Source organism: Polaromonas sp. (genome assembly GCF_029945685.1).
Lineage (GTDB): Bacteria > Pseudomonadota > Gammaproteobacteria > Burkholderiales > Burkholderiaceae_C > Polaromonas.
Genome location: NZ_JAQSDA010000013.1, coordinates 124,142 through 144,792 on the forward strand (window position 1 = coordinate 124,142; position 20,651 = coordinate 144,792).

Consider the following 20,651-nt stretch of genomic DNA (forward strand, 5'->3'; position numbering starts at 1 on the left):
CATTTTTTCCGCAAAAAAAATGCAAACAAAAAGTAACGCGCACGTGACGAAACGATTTGAGGTCGATACACTACCTGTAGTGCTTGAAATCACTCCAGACCCTAGATGTAGTGTTTTAATCGCCTAGTGACATGGACCGATTCAGGCCTCCACAGCCCAAGGAAAGACCGCCAGCACCGCGCCCGTCAGCCCTCTTCCTGCCCTGAACCCTTGTCAATTCACCCAACAACAAAGCACAACGAGGAAAACATGCAAACAGCCCAACACGCAGCCCCCAGCCCCGCCGGCATGCCTGCCGCACACCAGCCTGCAGCCAGCAGCGCGCACGCCAGTTCCCTGGCCCACTACCAGATCATCCGCCGCAACGGCGCAGTCGTTCCGTTTGAGCCGAACAAGATTGCTGTGGCCATGATGAAAGCCTTTCTGGCGGTACACGGCACTCAGGGCGCGGCCTCGGCCAGCGTGCGCGAAACCGTGGATGGCCTGACCCAGGCCGTGATGCGCGCCCTGATGCGCTCGCGCCCGGGCGGCGGCACCTTCCATATAGAAGACGTGCAGGACCAGGTCGAACTCGGCCTGATGCGCGGCGGCCACCACGAGATCGCCCGCGCCTATGTGCTTTACCGCGAAAAGCGCACGCAGGAACGCGCACGCCAGCCGCAGACGCCAGCCACCCAGGCGCCGCAGCTGCATGTGCTGGACGGTGGCAAAAAAGTCACACTGGATATCGGCAAGCTGCAGGCGCTGATCGAAGCCTCCTGCGCCGGCCTGGGCGCCGAGATCAAGCCCGACCCCATCGTGCAGGAAACCATGCGCAACCTGTACGACGGTGTTCCGATCGACGAGGTCTACAAGGCGTCCATCCTGGCGGCGCGCACACTGATCGAAAAAGACCCGGACTACACCTACGCCACCGCGCGCCTGCTGCTGCACACGATCCGCCGCGAGGTCCTCGGTGAGGAAGTCACCCAGGAAGACATGGGCACCCGGTACGCCGAATACTTTCCCCAGTTCATCGCCAAGGGTGTGCAAAACGAACTGCTCGATGAAAGACTGCAGCAGTTTGACCTGGAGCGCCTGGGCGCGGCGCTCAAGCCTGAGCGCGACCTGAAATTCGACTACCTCGGCCTGCAGACCCTGTTTGACCGTTACTTCCTGCACGTTCGCAAACAGCGCATCGAGCTGCCACAGGCATTCTTCATGCGTGTGGCCATGGGACTGTCGCTCGACGAGATCGACCGCGAAGCCCGCGCCATCGAGTTCTACGAAATCATGTCCTCGTTCGATTTCATGTCGAGCACACCCACGCTGTTCAATGCCGGTACCCTGCGTTCGCAACTGTCGTCCTGCTACCTGACCACGGTCGCCGACGACCTGGGCGGCATTTACGATGCCATCAAGGAAAACGCGCTGCTGTCGAAGTTTGCCGGCGGGCTGGGCAACGACTGGACGCCGGTGCGCGCACTCGGCGCCCACATCAAGGGCACCAACGGCGAGTCACAAGGCGTCGTTCCTTTCCTGAAGGTGGTCAATGACACCGCTGTGGCAGTCAACCAGGGCGGCAAGCGCAAGGGCGCGGTCTGCGCGTACCTGGAAACCTGGCACCTGGACATTGAGGAGTTCCTCGAGCTGCGCAAGAACACCGGCGACGACCGGCGCCGCACGCACGACATGAACACCGCCAACTGGATTCCCGACCTGTTCATGCGCCGCGTGATGGAAAAAGGAAGCTGGACGTTGTTCTCGCCCTCAGACACGCCGGACCTGCACGACAAGTTCGGCATCGAGTTCGAAAAAGCCTACACCGCTTACGAAGCCAAGGCAGAACGCGGCGAGATCAAGCCTGCCCGCAAGCTGCAGGCCATCGACATGTGGCGCAAGATGCTGTCGATGCTGTTCGAGACCGGCCATCCCTGGATCACCTTCAAGGATGCCTGCAATGTGCGCTCGCCCCAGCAGCACGCCGGTGTCGTCCATTCGTCCAACCTGTGCACCGAAATCACGCTCAACACCAGCGACACCGAAACCGCGGTCTGCAACCTCGGATCGGTCAACCTGGTCCAGCACCTGAAAGATGGCGCGGTTGACCACGAAAAACTCAAGAAGACCATCACCACGGCCATGCGCATGCTGGACAACGTGATCGACATCAACTACTACGCCGTCAAGAAGGCCCGCGACTCCAACATGCGCCACCGTCCTGTGGGTCTGGGCATCATGGGTTTCCAGGATTGCCTGTACGAGTTGCGCATTCCCTACGCATCGGACGCGGCCGTCGACTTCGCCGACAAATCCATGGAAGCGGTCTGCTACCACGCCTACTGGGCCTCGACCGAGCTGGCCAAAGAGCGCGGCAAGTACACCAGCTACAAGGGCTCGCTGTGGGACCAGGGCATCCTGCCGCTGGACACGCTGGATTTGCTGGCCAAACAGCGCGGCGGCTACCTGGAAGTGGACCGTTCGGCCACGCTGGACTGGGATGCGCTGCGCCAGAAAATCGCAGCCGACGGCATGCGCAACTCCAACTGCGTGGCCATCGCGCCGACCGCCACCATTTCCAACATCATCGGCGTGGATGCCTGCATCGAGCCCTGCTTCGGCAACCTCTCGGTCAAATCCAACCTGTCGGGCGAATTCACGGTGATCAACCACTACCTGGTGCGCGACCTCAAGCGCCTGGGGTTGTGGGACGACGTGATGGTGGTGGACCTCAAACACTTTGACGGGTCGTTGCGTCCCATCGACCGCGTACCGCAGGACATCAAGGCCCTGTACGCCACGGCGTTCGAGGTCGACGCCACCTGGCTGGTCGAAGCCGCGTCACGCCGCCAGAAATGGATCGACCAGGCGCAGTCGCTCAACATCTACATGGCCGGCGCCTCGGGCAAAAAGCTCGATGACACCTACAAGCTTGCATGGCTGCGCGGCCTGAAGACCACCTACTACCTGCGCACCATGAGCGCGACGCATGCAGAAAAGTCCACTGTGAAAGCCGGCAAGATGAATGCCGTGGCTTCGGGCAACACCGACGACACCGGCAGCATGAACGCACTCGATGCGGCGGCAGCTACAGCGCAGGCGCAGATGAGCGCCGCCCCTGCGACGGACATCAAGTTTTGCGCGATCGATGATCCAGGATGTGAGGCCTGCCAATAAAAAACGGATCACAGCGCCGGAAAAATCCGGCGCCTGATTCGATGTAATTGAGCAACACTAATTCAGAGCGATGTGAATGAACACTTTTCATTTTGTATCGCTGCTTTCATAATCCAACTTATTGGAAACATCTATGTTGACCTGGGACGAAGAAGCTAAACCATCGTTGCAAAAACCTCTTGTCAGCGCCCTTCCCGAAGGCCGCTCGATGGAACTTCCGCCTCTTTCTTTGCAGCCCCACGCTGCAGCCCGCATGCTCGACGACAGCGCCCTGACTTCTCCAGGCGTACGCGCAGCGCCGGCCACCGTTGCACCCACCGCCCATCGCGTCAAGGCCGCTGACAAACGCATCATCAACGGCCAGACCGATGTGAACCAGCTGGTCCCGTTCAAGTACAAGTGGGCCTGGGAAAAATACCTGGCCAGCTGCGCCAATCACTGGATGCCGCAGGAAGTGAACATGACGCGCGACATCGCGCTCTGGAAAGATCCGAACGGCCTGACCGAAGACGAACGCCGTCTGGTCAAGCGCAACCTCGGTTTTTTCGTCACCGCCGATTCGCTGGCCGCCAACAACATCGTGCTGGGTACCTACCGCCACATCACGGCGCCTGAGTGCCGCCAGTTTCTGCTGCGTCAGGCGTTTGAGGAGGCCATTCACACCCACGCCTACCAGTACATCACTGAATCGCTGGGCCTGGATGAAAGCGAAATCTTCAACGCCTACAACGAAGTGCAGTCGATCCGGGACAAGGACCAGTTCCTGATTCCTTTCATCGACGCCATCTCGGACCCCAACTTCAAGACCGGCACGCAGGAAGCGGACCAGACCCTGCTGAAGTCGCTGATCGTGTTCGCCTGCCTGATGGAAGGCCTGTTCTTCTATGTCGGCTTCACGCAGATCCTGGCGCTGGGCCGGCAGAACAAGATGACCGGTGCCGCCGAGCAGTACCAATACATTCTGCGCGACGAGTCCATGCACTGCAACTTCGGCATCGACCTGATCAACCAGCTCAAGCTCGAGAACCCGCTGCTGTGGACCGCCGAGTTCAAGGCCGAGATCAAGGCGCTGTTCATGAAGGCGGTCGAGCTCGAATACCGCTATGCCGAGGACACCATGCCTCGCGGCGTGCTGGGCCTCAACGCCTCCATGTTCAAGGGCTACCTGCGTTACATCGCCAACCGCCGGGCCACGCAGATTGGCCTGGAGACGCTGTTCCCGAACGAGGAAAACCCGTTCCCGTGGATGAGCGAAATGATTGACCTGAAAAAGGAACGTAACTTTTTCGAAACCCGTGTGATTGAGTACCAGTCCGGTGGCGCTCTCTCCTGGGACTGACAGACAAGCCGACACAACAATGATTTCCAGACTTGCATTGACCACTGACCGCACCGCAGAAGTGCGCGCGTTGGGCTTTGCTCCCGTGTTCGCGGCGCTGGGCCCGGTTCGCCGAAAGCCCAACGCCGTGAATCGCTTCGCGTACTCCTAGACGTGAAGTGATCTTTGCAATGTGATCAAGGAGAAAACTATGGCAACTGCGAAAAAAACTGCGGCTAAAAAAGCTGCTCCGAAGAAAGCCCCTGCTAAAAAAGTAGCGGCTAAAAAAGCGCCTGCGAAAAAAGTAGCAGCTAAAAAAGCCCCGGCCAAAAAAGCGCCAGCGAAAAAAGTAGCAGCTAAAAAAGCTCCTGCGAAAAAAGCGCCAGCGAAAAAAGCCCCGGCCAAGAAAGTAGCGGCCAAAAAGCCAGCTGCAAAAAAAGCAGCAGCTAAAAAGCCTGCGGCGAAAAAAGTAGCGAAAAAAGCGCCAGCGAAGAAAGCTGCTGCGAAGAAACCCGCTGCCAAAAAGCCAGCAGCCAAGAAAGCAGCGAAAAAACCCGCTGCGAAGAAAGCCGCGAAAAAACCCGCTGCCAAAGCTCCTGCTGCTCCGGCTGCCCCTGCGGCTCAGACAACTCTGAACCCGCAAGCCGCCTGGCCGTTTCCGACAGCCAGCAAGCCGTAAACAGTAAGGCACTTGGCCTGAAGCCCGACATCGCAAGATGCCGGGCTTTTTTCTTTCAGGGTGTGGTGCGCGGCACCAACTACACCTTCGTCAGGACCGCCAGCCTCATGGCAGCGCCCCAATTGCTATGAATTCAGTAGCTGGTTGCGCCCGTGCAGAAAGGGCTGGAGGCCTTTTTGGCTTTAGATCTGCGTTTACAGGCCGGTCTGGGCAGTGGTGAGGGTGTAGTTCTGGCCACCGCGGAAAGCAATCTTGTGGGCACCAACGCGGTTGCCCAGCTCGGCGCAGCGCACCAGCGACCAGCCTTTTTCCAGGCCGAACAGCAAGGCCCCCCGAAAAGCGTCGCCGCAACCGGTAGGGTCCACCACTTCCCTGGCAGCCACCGGCGCGACCAGCGCCTTGTCGCCGTCCACCCAGACCTCGCAACCCTGCGCACCCAGCGTGACCACTAGGCCCTGCACCCGCTTTGAGATCTCGGCGCAGGACAGGCCAGTCCGGTCACACAGCAGTTTGGCTTCGTAGTCATTGACCGTGACCCAGCTCGCCAGCTCGACAAAATGCGCCAGGTCCTTGCCATCAAACATGGGCAGACCCTGGCCGGGATCAAACACAAAAGGAATGCCGGCGGCCTGGAACTGCTCGGCATGCTGCAGCATGGCGTCGCGTCCGTCCGGCGAGATGATGCCGATGTTGATATCGGCGCGCGGTGCAATTTTTGTCGTGTGTGCCTGGCTCATCGCACCTGGATGGAAAGCGGTGATCTGGTTGTTGTCGCGGTCCGTCATGATCATGGCCTGGGCGGTGTAGGTGTCACCCACCTCCCTGACAAACTCGGTGCTGATGCCCAGCGTGTTCAGACGCGCCACATATTCGGCGCCGTCGGTACCCACGGTCGCCATGGGCAATGGCGTTCCCCCCAGCTGCTGCAGGCTGTAGGCGATGTTGCCGGCACAACCGCCAAACTCCCGGCGCAGGGCGGGCACCAGGAAAGACACATTGAGGATGTGCAACTGGTCGGGCAGGATCTGCTCGGCAAAGCGGCCCTCAAACGTCATGATGGTGTCAAAGGCCAGGGAACCACAAATTACAGCAGGCATGGAGATCTCGATTAGGGATAAAAAGCAAGGACCCGGTAGCCGGCAACCCGCAGGGGTGCGGAAGGCCGCGCGGCAGACGTCTGGGAGGCGCTGGTGTCGCTCGGGGAATTCAGGATTCTGATGACAAGCGCGCCGGAAAATTCGGCGCCTGCCGCCAGTGTGGGACTGGTGGCGCCCAGTTCGGCCGGGGTCAGCACGCGCCGTAGCTGCGCCTGGTCCTGGGTGTCGGTCAGGGTCAACTCCAGCGACGGCAGGGCCAAGGCAATCGCACCGGCGTTCCGGATCACCACCTGGAGCCGGTAGGCATCGGCGGCCAGCTTGTTGAAGGTCGAACTTTCGATCACCACCGATTCAATCTGCTGGGGCGGCTTGATCTCGCAATGCAGCGAGGCGCACAGGGTATAAAGTGCCGGACTGAGCCAGGACTGCGACACGGCCAGCGTGTTCCTCTGGATCAGGGCGACCTGCAGCACCAGGGCAGCCAGCAGCACCGCTGCCGTCAATCCAAGCGCCACACGCAGGGCAGGCCGGCGCCAGAAGGCATCGCGCCTGGCATCGCGCACAAACGACACCTCTTGAACCTGCTCCGAGACAGGTGCTTCCGATTCACCGAAGGCACTTTCCGTGTAGCCCGCACGCGCGACGGGTTCCGCCGCCGCAGAAAAGTCCGAGGGTTCGGGGCTCACCGAAAAGGCAAACACGTCGGCGGCGAGGTCTGGCGACGGGGACACCTGGACTTCGGGCATTGAGGAAGGCACTGCAACGTGTGCGGCTTGTTGCGCCGGCTCGGAATCTGACCACGCGGCTTCAGGCTCCGCTGAAGGCGCCACCAACATGGGGGCCACGGATGCCGCATGGCCAGTGTTCTCCTGCATGTCAGGCTGCGCATCCCCCGGGGTGGAAACCGGCTCGTCGGTGGAAGACGCCGGGGGCTGGGGCGCGTAGGGCTGCAGATTGGCAGCCGCGTCAAAAACTTCGGAGCAGTGCCCGCAACGCACCCAGCCCTGGGAAATCTTGAGTTGGTCGGCCACGACTCTGAACATCGTGCCGCAGGCAGAACAGCGCGTAATCAGGCTCATTTAGCGCCTTATTGTACGGGGCGTCTACGAGGCGTGATGAGGCGCGCGCCCGCTCAGAGCCGGGCGGTCATCAATATCCAGCCGTCTTCCTGGTCCGCCACCTGCAGCTGGCAGTAGGGCGCATAGGCGGCCTTGAGCTCGCCGGCCTGCCGATCGAGAATGCCGGCCAGCACCAATGCACCACCGGGAGCAACACGCGCACACAGCAGCGGCGCCAGCACCTTGAGCGGCGTAGCCAGGATGTTGGCCAGCACGGTCTGGTACGTGCCTTCGGCCTTGTCGGGCAGGCCGGCGGAAAGGCTGACATGGTTCGCCTCGGCATTGGCGAGGGTGGACTGCACGGCAGCCTCGTCGATATCGACCGCGTCAATGCTGGAGGCACCGAACTTGGCCGCACCCACGGCGAGGATGCCGGAGCCGCAGCCGTAGTCGAGCACCCGGCCAAGACCAGCCCCCACGCTTTTCGCTTCGCGTAATACGCCGCCCCCCGAGGGGGCTGTGCTTGCCAGGGGCGGCCCGTCGCTGCGCACACTCTGTGCGTTTGCGCCCCGCGCTGCACCATTCGCAGCAATCCAGCGCAAACACATGCGCGTGGTCGGGTGCGTGCCCGTGCCAAAAGCCAGTCCCGGGTCCAGGCGGATCACCTGCCGGGCCTGCGCGGGCGGCTCGTGCCAGGTCGGGACAATCCAGAATTCGGGGGTGATCTCCACCGGGGTGAATTGCGACTGCGTCAGCCGCACCCAGTCCTGCTCGGGCACCGCCTGAATAGCCACCATCTGGCAACCGGCGAAAAAATCCTGTGCGGACAGCACCCTGGCGGCGTCACGCGCGCCGGCTTCATCCGGAAAAAGCGACACCACACGCGAACGCTCCCAGCCAGCCTGAGGCGGCGGCATGCCGGGCTCGCCAAACAGGGCCTGCTCGGCCGGCGTCTGTGCATCGGCATCTTCGACCGACACACTGAGTGCGTCGAGCGCATCCAGCGCTTCGCTGAGGGTCTCGACCTGGGCAACTGGCGCCAGCAAAATCAGTTCAAACATGATTACCCGATAAAAATTCAAGCAGGGGCCGCGGATCTGGCTTCGCCAGTCCGCAGGCGCAGCGCCCCCTCGCGGGGCAGAGAGCGACACACAGTGCGCAAACGTGGGGGCTATCGATCCCGCTGCGACAGCCACTCTTCAAGGTAGTGGATGTTGGTGCCGCCGTCCATGAACTTGGCATCCACCATCAGTTCACGGTGCAGCGCGATGTTGGTGTTGATTCCCTCGACCACGGTTTCGGCCAGTGCGGTGCGCATGCGGGCCAGGGCCTGCTCGCGGGTGTCGCCGTGGACGATGATCTTGCCGACCATCGAGTCGTAATTCGGCGGCACAAAGTAGTTGGTATAGATGTGCGAGTCCACACGCACACCCGGCCCGCCCGGCATGTGCCAGGTGGTGATGCGCCCTGGCGACGGCACAAACTTGTAGGGGTCTTCGGCGTTGATGCGGCACTCGATCGCATGGCCCTTGATTTCGATCTGACGCTGGGTGAAAGGCAGCTTTTCGCCAGCGGCGATCTGGATCTGCGAGCGGACGATGTCCACGCCGGTGACCCACTCGGTCACCGGGTGCTCGACCTGCACCCGGGTGTTCATTTCGATGAAGTAGAACTCGCCGTTTTCGTACAGGAACTCGAAGGTCCCGGCGCCGCGGTAGCCGATCTTCTTGACGGCCGCGACGCAGCGCTCGCCGATACGTTCGATGATCTTGCGCGGAATGCCTGGGGCCGGTGCCTCTTCAATCACCTTCTGGTGGCGGCGCTGCATGGAGCAGTCCCGCTCACCGAGCCAGACCGCATTCTTGTGCTGGTCGGCCAGGATCTGGATCTCGATATGGCGCGGGTTCTGCAGGAATTTTTCCATGTAGACCTCGGGGTTGCCAAAGGCAGCGCCGGCTTCGGCCTTGGTGGTCTGCACCGCATGCAGCAGCGCCGCCTCGGTGTGCACCACCCGCATGCCACGCCCGCCACCACCACCGGCCGCCTTGATGATGACGGGGTAGCCGACCTGTTTGGCCGTGCGCTTGATGATCGCTGCGTCGTCCGGCAAGGCGCCTTCAGAGCCCGGCACACAGGGCACGCCGGCCTTGATCATGGTCTGCTTGGCCGAGACCTTGTCGCCCATGATGCGTATGGATTCGGGCGACGGGCCAATGAACTTGAAGCCGCTTTTCTCTACCCGTTCGGCAAAGTCGGCGTTTTCACTCAGGAAACCGTAGCCGGGGTGAATCGCCTCGGCGTCCGTCACCTCGGCGGCCGAGATGATGGCCGGCATGTTGAGGTAGCTCAGCGCTGAAGGGGCCGGGCCGATGCAGACCGACTCGTCGGCGAGCTTGATGTACTTGGCCTCGCGGTCGGCCTCGGAATACACCATCACGGCCTTGACGCCGAGTTCCCGGCAGGCGCGCTGGATGCGGAGCGCAATTTCGCCGCGGTTGGCGATCAGTATCTTTTTGAACATGCGGCGGTCACTCGATCATGAAGAGCGGCTGTCCGTACTCCACCGCCTGACCGTTCTCGCACAGGATGCGGGTGATGGTGCCCGATTTGTCCGCTTCAATCTCGTTGAGGATTTTCATGGCCTCGATGATGCAGATGGTTTCGCCTTCCTTGACCTGGCTGCCCACTTCCACGTAGGCCTTGGCGCCGGGGCTGGACGAGCGGTAAAAGGTGCCGACCATCGGGGACTTGACCGCATGGCCTGCCGGCGCGGCGGGCGCCGCGGCCTCGGCAGCTGTCGGCACGCTGGCCGCCGGCGCAGCCGCCGGTGCGGGCATCATGGCCACGGGGGCCTGCATCACCATGGGCATGCCGCCCGACTTGACGATACGGACCTTGCCTTCGGCCTCGGTGATTTCCAGTTCGGACACATTGGACTCGGAAACGAGGTCAATCAGTGTCTTGAGTTTTCTTAAATCCATGGTTTCTCCAACGACGGTGGGCACCTCGATGCGGTACCTCTGACATTCATCTTGCCGACGGCGTGACTGGCGGACGCCGGCGCTTCATTGCGCCTAAATTCCGCTTTTTACACCCTTCGGCGCCTAAAAATCAGCTAATTTTATTAATTCAGGCTATTTTAGCCAGACGCGAAAGGGCGAAGTCTACCGCATAGCGGTAACCAGCCGGCCCAAAACCCGCCATCACGGCTTCAGCCAGGTCCGAAAAATAGGAGTGGTGGCGAAAGGCTTCGCGCCGGTGGACGTTGGAAAGATGCACCTCCACGAACGGAATGGCCACCCCCGCCAGGGCATCGCGGATCGCCACGCTCGTATGCGTGAAGGCCGCCGGGTTGATGACGATGAACTGCGTGCCGTCCGTGCGCGCCTGCTGGATGCGATCAACCAGCGCCCCCTCATGGTTGCTTTGGAAAGTTTGCAGCGATGTGCCGCGATCTGCGGCGAATTTGACCAAATCTTCGTTAATTTGATCCAAGGTGGTCACCCCGTAGACCTGCGGCTCCCGGGTGCCCAGCAGATTCAGGTTGGGCCCATGCAATACCAGTACGCTCATAAACGCTGCCTCCTTCCCGGCCAGCCGCCGGGCAAGACCGAACTTTACCCCATATCTGCCCTGTCTCCGGCCGCTGGCGAGGCCTCAGCTCTGCGCGGTCTTTAGGCCAGCTGCACCCATTGCGCCAGATCCTCAGGCGTCACCTTGCCGCTCTTTCGATGCAGCAGTTGGCCGGATGCACCAAACACCACGGTAAAAGGCAGTCCTCCCGACAGGTTACCCAGCGATTTGCTCAGTTCGGTGCCGGAGAAACCGGCCATGGCCACCGGAAAACCCAGGGGTTTGCGCTGCAACCAGGCCCGCACGGCACTCGGTTGATCCACAGCCAGACCCAGAACTTGCCAGCTTTTAGACTTGTTTTCCTGATAAAAGCGGTCAAGAAGAGGCAATTCCTCAATGCACGGCGGACACCAGGTGGCCCAGAAATTCACCAGCAGGGGCTTGCCCGAAAAACCGGCCAGCGCCAGGCTGGCCCCGTCGGGCGTGTCAAAGGATTGCGACCAGAACGGGTCCGGCGCCGCACCCGGCCCGGCCGCACTGGCGGGTACGCCATGCGGCTGGAACTGCCACCAGGCCACGCCCGCACCAGACAGAGCCGCTGCCGCGGCCACACCGCCGAGCATCAGTTGACGGCGCTTCATGATTGGGGTTCCTGGCTGATCATCATCAGCAATTTTTGCACGTCGGCCAGGTCCCCACGCGGCTTGCGGCCTTTGGCATCGGGCCGCAGCGCGCCGCGCAGGTGATCGTGGTCGTACACCATCAGGTGTACGCCCACCGTTTCCTGCAGGGGCTTGCACAGGCTGCGCACGCTCAGGGCCTCGACACTGTCGCCGGTAAAGCCGGTCACGGTACGGGGTTCGTAATCCACGTCATGGTCAATCAGCGCAATTTCAGCAGATTTCGGGTCGTCGCAGAAAAGCTGGATATAGATGTCGGACAGCCGCGTGGCCGTGCCGTGCCAGACAGCCCCGCCCAGATAGGGTCGAAACTGCGCCATGCGCTCCATCCAGGTCAACGCCAGCGCGCGCAGGGCGGCCAGTTCAGCCGGCTGGGTCTCCGCGCAGAACAGCGCGATGTACTCGCGCACCGCGTCCTCGACCTCGTCGTTGCCCGGCAGCTCACTGCGGCCGGGCAGGTCCATCTGCTTGACGGCGCGGCGTTTGGCCGGGCCGTACTCCAGGCCTTCTTCCACCACCAGCGCGGCGGCGGTGGCGGCAATCTCCAGTTTCAGGGTGTGGGGGTTCACGGTGTGGTTCTCGGCGACGGGCCGCCAGCAGATCGGCGGCCTCATGCATGATTTTGCATGAGGGTTGACCCGCCGGCCGGCCGTAAAGTTGCATACGCGGGGACAAGCAGCCCGCCGCCCGCAGCAGCCACGCCTGGCAATGCTATGAAATAAATAGCGGTTTGCGCACGGCCTGTTTGGGCTACGGGCATATTTCATCACAACGCCCGGTCAAAACAGCTACCTGTCTGCCCGGCCGTCCCGACCGGCCGCCTGGCTCCTAGAATACCTGCATGCACATACATATTCTGGGAATCTGCGGCACCTTCATGGGGGGCCTGGCCGCGCTGGCCCGAGAGGCCGGGCACAAGGTCACGGGTTGCGACGCGGGCGTCTACCCGCCCATGAGCGACCAGCTGCGCGGTCTGGGGATCGAACTCATCGAAGGTTACGGCGCCGACCAGATGGCCTTTGCGCCGGATGTGTTTGTGGTCGGCAATGTGGTGTCCCGCGCCCATGACACCAGCGGAAAACCCCAATTCCCCCTGATGGAAGCCATTCTGGACGCCGGCGTGCCCTACACCAGCGGCCCGCAGTGGCTGTCCGGCCATGTGCTGCACCACCCGACGCACCACCCCACCGGCCCACGCCATGTGCTGGCCGTGGCTGGCACCCACGGCAAAACCACCACGACGGCCATGCTGGCCTGGATTCTGGAGTGCGCCGGCCTGCAGCCGGGCTTTCTGGTCGGCGGCGTGCCGCTGAACTTCGGCGTGTCGGCCCGGCTGGGCGCCGGCAACACCTTTGTGATCGAGGCCGACGAATACGACACCGCGTTTTTTGACAAGCGCAGCAAGTTTGTCCACTACCGGCCGCGCACCGCCATCCTGAACAACCTCGAGTTCGACCACGCCGACATCTTCGACAACCTGGCGGCGATCGAGCGCCAGTTCCACCACCTGGTGCGCACCGTGCCCGGCAGCGGCCGGATTGTTGTCAACGCCCGCGAGGGCAGCCTGGCCCGCGTGCTGGCCCAGGGCTGCTGGAGTGAGCGGGTACTTTTCGGCGGCTCAGCGGCAGAAGGCTTCTCGGCCGAGGGCGAACCTGCGGCTTTCGAGGTGCTCCGCGACGGCCGCAAGGTCGCGCGCGTCGAATGGGCCATCAGCGGCGTGCACAACCAGCTCAACGCGCTGGCCGCCATTGCTGCGGCCGACCATGTGGGTGTGGCGCCGCAAGCGGCCGCCGAGGCCCTGGCCAGTTTCGAGAACGTCAGGCGCCGCATGGAAGTACGCGGCACGGTGGTGCGCGCCGGCGGCAACATCACGGTTTACGACGACTTTGCGCACCACCCGACCGCCATCCACACCACCATCGACGGACTGCGCCGCCAGCTGGCCAACGCGGGGGGCGGCCAGCGCATCCTGGCGATCTTCGAGCCGCGCAGCAACACCATGAAGCTGGGCACCATGGCGGCGCAACTGCCCTGGAGCCTGGCGCAGGCCGACCTGGCCTTCTGCCATGCCGGTGGACTCGACTGGGACGCCCGGGCCGTGCTGGCACCCATGGGCGAGCGGGCGCAGGTGGCCGACAACCTCGACCAGTTGCTGGCGCAGGTCAAGGCTGCGGCGCGTCCGGGCGACCATTTGCTGTGCATGAGCAACGGCGGCTTTGGCGGCATCCACGCCAAGCTGCTGGAAGCGCTGGAAGCCGGTTGATATGCTATCTTTACGATAGCTGTCTGCGCTTTATCGTCAAGGGCTGCAGGCCAGAATGATCAACAAGCTCAGTAGCTGATGGCCATCGCAGGTACATCGATGTGAATCACCGGCTTGGCCAGCGAGGCGCTGGCCGCACGTGCAAAGGCCTGGGCCCAGGTGCTGTCGGCAAACTGCTGCGGGCCCGCAGCCTGGGCCACCACCAGCACCTTGTCGGCCATCAGCAACTTGCCGGTAGGGCGTAACGGCTCGCAGCCCATCTGGGTGAACTGCTCATCGAGCCACACCCTGGCCGCGTCGTGCGGCATGGGCTGGACCTCGTTGAGGTCTAACCGGAGGGGTGGGCTGTTTTTGAAGGTGACGGTGACTTCGCTGTACATGGTTGCCTCGGTATCAAATCAGGGTGCCTGCCAGCATGAGCGCGGCCGTCGGGGCAGGCAATCGGCTAAAACCCGTGCAGGCGGGGGCGGACGCCGCCCGCAGGTCTATTTGCGGCGCAGTTGTGCCGGAGCCGTCAGGTCATGCTTGCGCGCGGGAGGGGTCGGCTGCCCCTCGGGCCCGTCCGGCTGGGCCTGGAGACCGTTCCGTCTTTGGCCGGGAAGGCTGTCCTCCCCGTCCTCGAAGGCGGCGGTCCCGGCCTTGTCGGGGGTGGTGGTGATCGAACCGGCGAAATAGAGGCTGGCCAGGTCCCGCGTCAGCTGGGCAGGCGTGAGCCCGGTGCGCTGCAGCAGGGCGTCAAAGTCTCCCTCAGCCTGCGACAGTTCACGCAGCAAGATCAGCTGCGAGTCCCTGATCCAGCGCATGGGCACAGCCGGCGCATGGCGAAAATAGACCGGCTTGCTGCGGTAGCGCGGCGGCAACACGTCGCGCTCGGTGCGCTGCGCGTAAATCCAGCGCAATTGGGTCAGGCTGCTGCGCAGAAAATGGCTCGGGATGTCGTGGGCCTGCAGGGGGCGGCGGTCCCAGTGGGCGAGTTCGAAGTCGACCGGGTCGGCCTTTCGCAACATGCCGATCCGCCATTCGTGAAAATCCATCACGGCCAGCAGTTGGCCCTTGTGGCTGACGTGGTAAATCCCGGGCAGCAACTCGTTTTCACGCGCGATCAGTTGACCGCCCAAAACGAACTGGGACCGCAAAGGCCGCAACCAGCCCTCGAACTGCCTCAACACTGCGGACAGGCTGGCAGGCACACTCAGGTCGAAGGTGTGCTTGGGATCAAAATCGTCAGAGCACAGCGGCAGCGAGAAAGCGATCGGACGGTCGACCTCCTCGAGATCAAGCTGCACGGCACGCTCGGTGGGCAGGCCGGCCAGAATTTTCAGGGTGTCCGCCGCCACAAGCCGGCTTTTTTCACCGCTGACCAGCCAGGCATCGGCCTCCGCAAACGGGCCAACGCGCCACACCCCGCCACCGAGTGGCAACTGGCCGAGCAGCACATGGAGCCGCTCGCGTTGCTCGGGCGTGAAACCTGCCAGACCCAGGCGTAAAAGGGGTTGCTCGGAGGACATGGCGCTTTCGTGAACGACCGGTTCTTCCATCGGCCAACCACCATCGTGGAGTAGTATGAAAGTGTAACCAGAAGTTCACAATTTACCACCGAATCGTTAGTACGCCATCCCCCAATTGGGGGAGGCGCGTCAACGCGCGCGTCTGGCCTTGACGGCTTCGGACAATACATCAAGCAAACTGAGCGAATCTTCCCAGCTCAGGCAGGCATCAGTAATACTTTTGCCGTACTCCAAATTCTGGGCTTTGTCCTTGCCGGGTGTGAATTTCTGGGCACCGGGCTGCAAATGGCTCTCGACCATCAGGCCGAAAACCTGGTGCGAGCCCCCTCCTACCTGGGTGGCGATCTCACGCGCCACTTCCAGCTGTTTTTCATGCTGCTTGGAACTGTTGGCATGGCTGCAGTCGACCATCAGCGTGGCCGGCAGTTTGGCCGCCTCCAGTTCCTTGCAGGCCGCGCCCACGCTGGCCGCGTCGTAATTGGGGGCCTTGCCGCCCCGCAGGATCACATGGCAGTCCTTGTTCCCGCTGGTCTGCACGATCGCCACCTGGCCATTCTTGTGCACCGACAGGAAATGGTGGCCACGCGCCGCCGCCTGGATCGCGTCGGTGGCGATGCGGATGTTGCCGTCGGTGCCGTTCTTGAAGCCGATGGGCGCCGACAGACCAGAAGCCAGTTCGCGGTGCACCTGGCTTTCGGTGGTGCGCGCACCGATCGCGCCCCAGGCGATCAGGTCGCCAATGTACTGCGGCGAAATCACGTCGAGGAACTCGCTGCCGGCCGGCAGGCCCAGGCGGTTGATGTCGATCAGCAGCTGGCGCGCGATGCGCAGGCCTTCGTCGATGCGGTAGGTTTCGTCCAGGTAGGGGTCGTTGATCAGCCCTTTCCAGCCGACCGTGGTGCGTGGCTTTTCAAAATACACACGCATCACGATCTCCAGCGTGCCAGCGTACTTCTTGCGCTGCTCGGCCAGGCGGCGCGCGTACTCCAGCGCCGCCGCCGGATCGTGGATGGAACACGGGCCGATCACGACCAGCAGGCGGTCGTCCTTGCCGGCCATGATGTTATGGATGTTCTTGCGTGTCTGGGTGATCAGCGATTCAACGGGGGTGCCGCTGATCGGGAAGAAGCGGATCAAATGCTCGGGAGGGGGCAACACAGTGATGTCCTTGATGCGTTCGTCGTCGGTCTGGCTGGTTTTGTCGACTGGACTCGCATACCAGGCATCGCTGGTTTGGCTGGCTTTGGCATTCATGGCTGGTTTCCTTCTAGAACGTTCAAGAATCGATTCGGCAAATGGCAAATGGCAAGAGGCAAAAAAAAACCGCCGGGGCCCGGCGGTTTTCAAGAATCTGTTGCGTCTTTGTCTGCTTACGCGAGGATCTCTCTACCGCCGGAGGCGCTTGAGAACCAAAAGTAAGCAAAAAAAGATTTCGCGGAGGTCATGGGTGGAATGTAGCACAAGCCGTAGCGCAGTCGAAACGACTCTTCACCAGCCGGGGCCGCGGGTCCGGCTTTGCCGGCCCGCAGGCGCAGCGGCCCCCTCGGGGGGCAGGAAGCGACACGCACTGCGCGACCGTGGGGGCCCTCTTCAACCGCGCAGGCGCTCCCACCAGGTTCTGGCCCGCTCCACCCGGGCCTCGTCGATTGCCGCAGAACCGGAATCACCGGTCTCCCGGCCGCTCAGCTGTTCGTACATATCGATCAGCAGCATGCCTTCACCCAAGGTCCGCCATCCAACCAGTTCGAAGTCCTCAAAACGGATGCCCTGCGGCTGCGGCGTGCCGGGCTTGTCCTGGGGGCTGGCAGCCAGCAGCCACTGGCCAATCAACACGCGAAAGTTGTTGAGCGCGGCCAGGTAGGTCGCGTATTCATAGAGACCCCGCCAGGCCGGTGAAAGTGAAATCACCAGCGCGCGATGCTCGCGCAGGATGGTCATCAGGTCCATCAGCGGGGCCGCCAGAGCATGCAGATCGGGTTCCCGCTTCAGGCCCGAAAGCACCGCTTCAATGCCCACCGCCATGCCGCCCATGCCATCGGCCAGTTGCAGCGACTCCTCGTCGGCCATCGCCGAACGCAGGAAATGGCTGAGTTCGCCAAAGCTCTGGATGCTGGGCAGCAACGTGGTCGGGTCAATCGGCAGGCGTGCGCTGGCTCGCTCGCTCATGGTTGGCTCGCGGTCAGGTCAGGCGGTGCCGCCCACCGTCAGGCCGTCAATGCGCAGGGTCGGCTGACCCACACCCACCGGCACGCTCTGGCCTTCCTTGCCGCAGGTGCCGACCCCGCTGTCGAGCTGCATGTCATTGCCCATCATGGTGACGCGTGTCAACGCATCGGGGCCGTTGCCGACAATCGTCGCGCCCTTGACCGGATACAGGATCTTGCCGTTTTCGACCCAGAAGGCCTCGCTCGCGGAAAACACGAACTTGCCCGAGGTGATGTCCACCTGACCGCCGCCGAAATTGGTGGCGTACAGGCCTTTTTTGATGCTGGCGACAATTTCTTCCGGCGCCTTGTCGCCGCCCAGCATGTAGGTGTTGGTCATGCGCGGCATGGGCACATGGGCATAACTTTCGCGGCGGCCGTTGCCGGTGGGCTTGACGCCGGAGAGGCGCGCGTTGAGCGAGTCCTGGATGTAGCCCTTGAGGATGCCGTCCTCGATCAGCACATTGCGCTGGCTGGCGTGGCCCTCGTCATCGACGTTGAGCGAGCCGCGCCGGTCGGCGATGGTGCCGTCGTCGAGCACAGTGACGCCCTTGGCCGCCACACGCTCGCCGATGCGGCCGGAAAACGCGCTGGAACCCTTGCGGTTGAAGTCGCCTTCCAGCCCGTGGCCAATCGCCTCGTGCAGCAGGATGCCGGGCCAGCCGGGGCCAAGCACCACGGTCATTTCGCCGGCCGGCGCGGGGCGCGCCTCGAGGTTGGACAGGGCCGCCTTGACCGCATCATCGACATATTCATTGATCTGCGCCTCGTCGAAATAAGCCAGGCCGAAGCGCCCGCCGCCGCCGCCCGAGCCCATCTCGCGGCGGCTCACACCGGCGACTTTCTTCTCGGCAATCACGGTGACCGACAGCCGCACCAGCGGCCGCACGTCAGCAGCCAGCGTACCGTCGGCGCGCGCGACCATCACCACATCGTATTCGCTGGCCAGGCCGGCCATCACCTGAACGATGCGCGGGTCTTTGGCCTTGGCGAGTTTTTCCACACGCTCGAGCAGCTTGACCTTGGCCGTGCTGCCGAGCGTCGCGATCGGGTCCATGTCCCGGTACAGCGATCGGCCGGGCGCGACCTTGCGCGCCGGCACCTTGACGCGGCCGGCTCGGGTGGCCGCCGAGATGGTGCGCACGGTACGGGCCGCGTCGAGCAGCGAGGCCTCGGAGATGTCGTCGGAGTAGGCAAACGCGGTTTTTTCACCGCTGACCGCGCGCACGCCCACGCCCTGGTCGATGCTGAAGGAGCCGGTCTTGACAATGCCTTCTTCCAGGCTCCAGCCTTCGCTGCGGGTGTACTGGAAATACAGGTCGGCGTCGTCGACGCCGTGCGAGGTGATTTCTCCCAGGGCCCGGCTCAAATGCGCCTCGGTCAGCCCGAAAGGCGCGAGCAGCAGCTTTTGCGCAATCGCCAGCCGTTCCGACGTCGCGTCGGTGCTGGGGCGGGCGGCGCGTGCACCGGTGAAAGCTGTCTTGCGGGCAGAGGCCGGCGAGGATTTGAGTGAGGTCATGCGGTCATTGTAGGCAGTCTGACCCGGCCCCGTCCCTGCAAGGCTTCTGTCGCCCGGGTCGGGCAGAAGCCCGGAACAACGCTCGCCTCAGGCGGTGATCAGGCACTCATGTCGCTGGTCGCCGCAGCCGGGCCGTTGGTTTTGCACGATTCGATGCCGTTGTCGCGCGCCGCCGCGCTGGCGTACATCTGACTCTGGCCAATCACCTGGTTGTTGCCGGCACGCAGGGTGAAATAGGGCGATCCGTCCTTGCCGTCAAGACGCACATACCGGGCGTCGTCACCGGCATTTTTCTTGACCGATTCGATGCCTGCCAGGGCGCTGGCCTTGGCGTCATACATCTCGCTGGAAAGAATGGTCTGCCCGTTGGCAGCCAGCAGCGAGAAGAAATACTGGTCGTTTTTGGATTTCTTGAGTTCGAATTTGCCAGCCATGGCGATGCTCCTTCAGCTGAAAGCAGGGTTTAACCAACGAGAGTACTGCTTGTACTCCGCTGCCGGCCCGCGCGCAACCGGTATCGGGTGACACCGTGCAACAAGCGGGCAGCTACCGGTCCCGAAGGTATTTGAAAATGGCCGCATCATCGAGTTCGGCCAGTCCGGCCCGATGCGCCTGGGCAAACACTTCGCTGGCACGTGCGCCAAGCGGCCCCTCGAAACCGGCGGCCCGGGCCGCTTCCACTGCCAGGCGGGTGTCCTTTTCGAGCAGCGTCACGTGCGCGCGCGGCGCATAGTCGCCGGCGATGGCACGCCGCATGCGGTCGGAGCCTATCCAGCTCTGGCCGCTGGACTGCTCGATGACATCCAGCGTCCGCGCTGGATCCAGCCCCAGCCGCCCGGCCAGGGCCAGCACCTCGGCCGCCCCGACCAGGTTGATGCCGGCGAGCAGGTTGTTGACCAGCTTGGTGCGGGCGCCGTCGCCAGGGTGGTCGCTGATGCGAAAGACCCTGCCCGACAGCGCCTGCAGCAAGCCCGCCTGCTGTTCATACACGGCCGGTGCGCAGGCGACCATGAGGCTCATGGTGCCATCACGCGCACGCGCCGGGCCGCCCGACATGGGCGCATCCACCGTGTGCACACCCAGCGCCGCCAGCCGGCCCGCAAAAGCCTCGACGTCCTGCGGTGAGATCGTCGGGCATAAGATCACGGTGTTCCCCGGCTGCAGCATGCGCGCCAGGCCGTCCGGGCCGAACAACACGGCGTCGGTCTGCGCGGCATCCACCACGCAAACAATGAATGCTACTGAATTAATAGCTGCCCGCGCAGGTACAGCAAGGGCCGAAGCCCCTTTTTCTTTCGAATCGGCGACTTTGGCAGGATCGATGTCGCAGACCTCTACGGTCCAGCCCTGATCCAGGAGATTGGCCGCCATGGCGCCGCCCATGTTGCCAGCGCCGATGAGGGTGACCGGGTGAACGGGGGACATCAACTCGACGCCTCACCTGCTTGATCGACAATCCTGTTCCCGGGTTTCGGCGTCCCCGCAGCCCTTCGCCTTGTCGATCCCCGCTTCGCGGGGGCCCTCGCCACTGGGCTCATGACGCCGCCTCAGTGGCGTTAACGACAAGCGCGCCCGGAGGTTTCGGCGTCTTTGCGG

Annotated in this window: 19 protein-coding genes; 4 read left to right on the plus strand and 15 right to left on the minus strand. The window is 63.0% G+C overall.

The window, feature by feature from the left end:
- Positions 1-249: 249 nt before the first annotated feature.
- From PSV26_RS10040 to PSV26_RS10050, 3 genes are all read left to right on the plus strand, one after another.
- Positions 250-3,156, plus strand: a complete 2,907-nt coding sequence (locus tag PSV26_RS10040) for a ribonucleoside-diphosphate reductase subunit alpha (RefSeq protein WP_300518075.1) — start codon at positions 250-252, stop codon at positions 3,154-3,156.
- A gap of 133 nt (positions 3,157-3,289) precedes the next feature.
- On the plus strand, positions 3,290-4,495 hold the full coding sequence (locus PSV26_RS10045; protein ID WP_300518072.1) for a ribonucleotide-diphosphate reductase subunit beta: 1,206 nt from the start codon (positions 3,290-3,292) through the stop codon (positions 4,493-4,495).
- A gap of 190 nt (positions 4,496-4,685) precedes the next feature.
- Positions 4,686-5,153 (plus strand): histone H1-like DNA-binding protein, encoded by a 468-nt coding sequence (locus tag PSV26_RS10050; protein WP_096664495.1) that lies wholly within the window; start codon positions 4,686-4,688, stop codon positions 5,151-5,153.
- Between the two features lie 194 nt (positions 5,154-5,347).
- Here the strand turns inward: PSV26_RS10050 and PSV26_RS10055 are convergent, their stop codons facing one another.
- The 8 genes from PSV26_RS10055 to PSV26_RS10090 all read right to left on the minus strand — a co-directional run bounded on the left by PSV26_RS10055 (position 5,348) and on the right by PSV26_RS10090 (position 12,130).
- Positions 5,348-6,250, minus strand: a complete 903-nt coding sequence (locus tag PSV26_RS10055) for a carbohydrate kinase family protein (protein WP_300518070.1) — start codon at positions 6,248-6,250, stop codon at positions 5,348-5,350.
- Between the two features lie 11 nt (positions 6,251-6,261).
- On the minus strand, positions 6,262-7,329 hold the full coding sequence (locus PSV26_RS10060) for a DUF3426 domain-containing protein (RefSeq protein WP_300570270.1): 1,068 nt from the start codon (positions 7,327-7,329) through the stop codon (positions 6,262-6,264).
- A gap of 53 nt (positions 7,330-7,382) precedes the next feature.
- Complete coding sequence (locus PSV26_RS10065; protein ID WP_300570273.1) at positions 7,383-8,369, minus strand: 50S ribosomal protein L11 methyltransferase; 987 nt, start codon at positions 8,367-8,369, stop codon at positions 7,383-7,385.
- A gap of 110 nt (positions 8,370-8,479) precedes the next feature.
- Entirely contained in the window at positions 8,480-9,829 is a 1,350-nt protein-coding gene (accC, locus tag PSV26_RS10070; protein ID WP_096698620.1) for an acetyl-CoA carboxylase biotin carboxylase subunit, read from the minus strand.
- Positions 9,830-9,836: 7 nt separating this feature from the next.
- Positions 9,837-10,289 (minus strand): acetyl-CoA carboxylase biotin carboxyl carrier protein, encoded by a 453-nt coding sequence (gene accB, locus PSV26_RS10075; protein WP_300518063.1) that lies wholly within the window; start codon positions 10,287-10,289, stop codon positions 9,837-9,839.
- A 148-nt stretch (positions 10,290-10,437) separates the two neighbouring features.
- Entirely contained in the window at positions 10,438-10,881 is a 444-nt protein-coding gene (gene aroQ / locus PSV26_RS10080) for a type II 3-dehydroquinate dehydratase (protein WP_300570276.1), read from the minus strand.
- 101 nt (positions 10,882-10,982) lie between these two features.
- Positions 10,983-11,522 carry a TlpA disulfide reductase family protein gene (locus PSV26_RS10085; RefSeq protein ID WP_300518058.1) on the minus strand — a complete coding sequence of 180 codons (540 nt, stop codon included), beginning with the start codon at positions 11,520-11,522 and terminating at the stop codon, positions 10,983-10,985.
- Positions 11,519-12,130: a hypothetical protein gene (locus PSV26_RS10090; RefSeq protein ID WP_300570279.1), complete on the minus strand. Its 612-nt coding sequence runs from the start codon at positions 12,128-12,130 to the stop codon at positions 11,519-11,521. Before PSV26_RS10090 ends, PSV26_RS10085 begins: the two co-directional genes overlap by 4 nt.
- 272 nt (positions 12,131-12,402) lie before the next feature.
- Between PSV26_RS10090 and mpl the strand changes: the two genes are divergently transcribed.
- Complete coding sequence (gene mpl, locus PSV26_RS10095; RefSeq protein ID WP_300570281.1) at positions 12,403-13,824, plus strand: UDP-N-acetylmuramate:L-alanyl-gamma-D-glutamyl-meso-diaminopimelate ligase; 1,422 nt, start codon at positions 12,403-12,405, stop codon at positions 13,822-13,824.
- 68 nt (positions 13,825-13,892) lie between these two features.
- On the opposite strand, the gene PSV26_RS10100 is transcribed toward mpl, so the two are convergent.
- The 7 genes from PSV26_RS10100 to PSV26_RS10130 form a co-directional block, all read right to left on the minus strand.
- On the minus strand, positions 13,893-14,204 hold the full coding sequence (locus PSV26_RS10100; RefSeq protein WP_300518051.1) for a hypothetical protein: 312 nt from the start codon (positions 14,202-14,204) through the stop codon (positions 13,893-13,895).
- Between the two features lie 105 nt (positions 14,205-14,309).
- Positions 14,310-15,332 (minus strand): hypothetical protein, encoded by a 1,023-nt coding sequence (locus tag PSV26_RS10105; protein ID WP_300518048.1) that lies wholly within the window; start codon positions 15,330-15,332, stop codon positions 14,310-14,312.
- Positions 15,333-15,461: 129 nt separating this feature from the next.
- Positions 15,462-16,586, minus strand: a complete 1,125-nt coding sequence (locus PSV26_RS10110) for a 3-deoxy-7-phosphoheptulonate synthase (RefSeq protein WP_300570284.1) — start codon at positions 16,584-16,586, stop codon at positions 15,462-15,464.
- 336 nt (positions 16,587-16,922) lie between these two features.
- On the minus strand, positions 16,923-17,498 hold the full coding sequence (locus PSV26_RS10115; RefSeq protein ID WP_300570286.1) for a hypothetical protein: 576 nt from the start codon (positions 17,496-17,498) through the stop codon (positions 16,923-16,925).
- Between the two features lie 18 nt (positions 17,499-17,516).
- A complete protein-coding gene (gene tldD, locus PSV26_RS10120) occupies positions 17,517-19,055 on the minus strand; it encodes a metalloprotease TldD (RefSeq protein ID WP_300518039.1) in 1,539 nt (512 codons plus the stop codon).
- Between the two features lie 98 nt (positions 19,056-19,153).
- Positions 19,154-19,489, minus strand: coding sequence for a YegP family protein (locus PSV26_RS10125; RefSeq protein WP_300518036.1), 336 nt, complete (start codon positions 19,487-19,489; stop codon positions 19,154-19,156).
- Positions 19,490-19,601: 112 nt separating this feature from the next.
- Positions 19,602-20,480, minus strand: coding sequence for an NAD(P)-dependent oxidoreductase (locus PSV26_RS10130; RefSeq protein ID WP_300518033.1), 879 nt, complete (start codon positions 20,478-20,480; stop codon positions 19,602-19,604).
- Positions 20,481-20,651 lie beyond the last annotated feature (171 nt).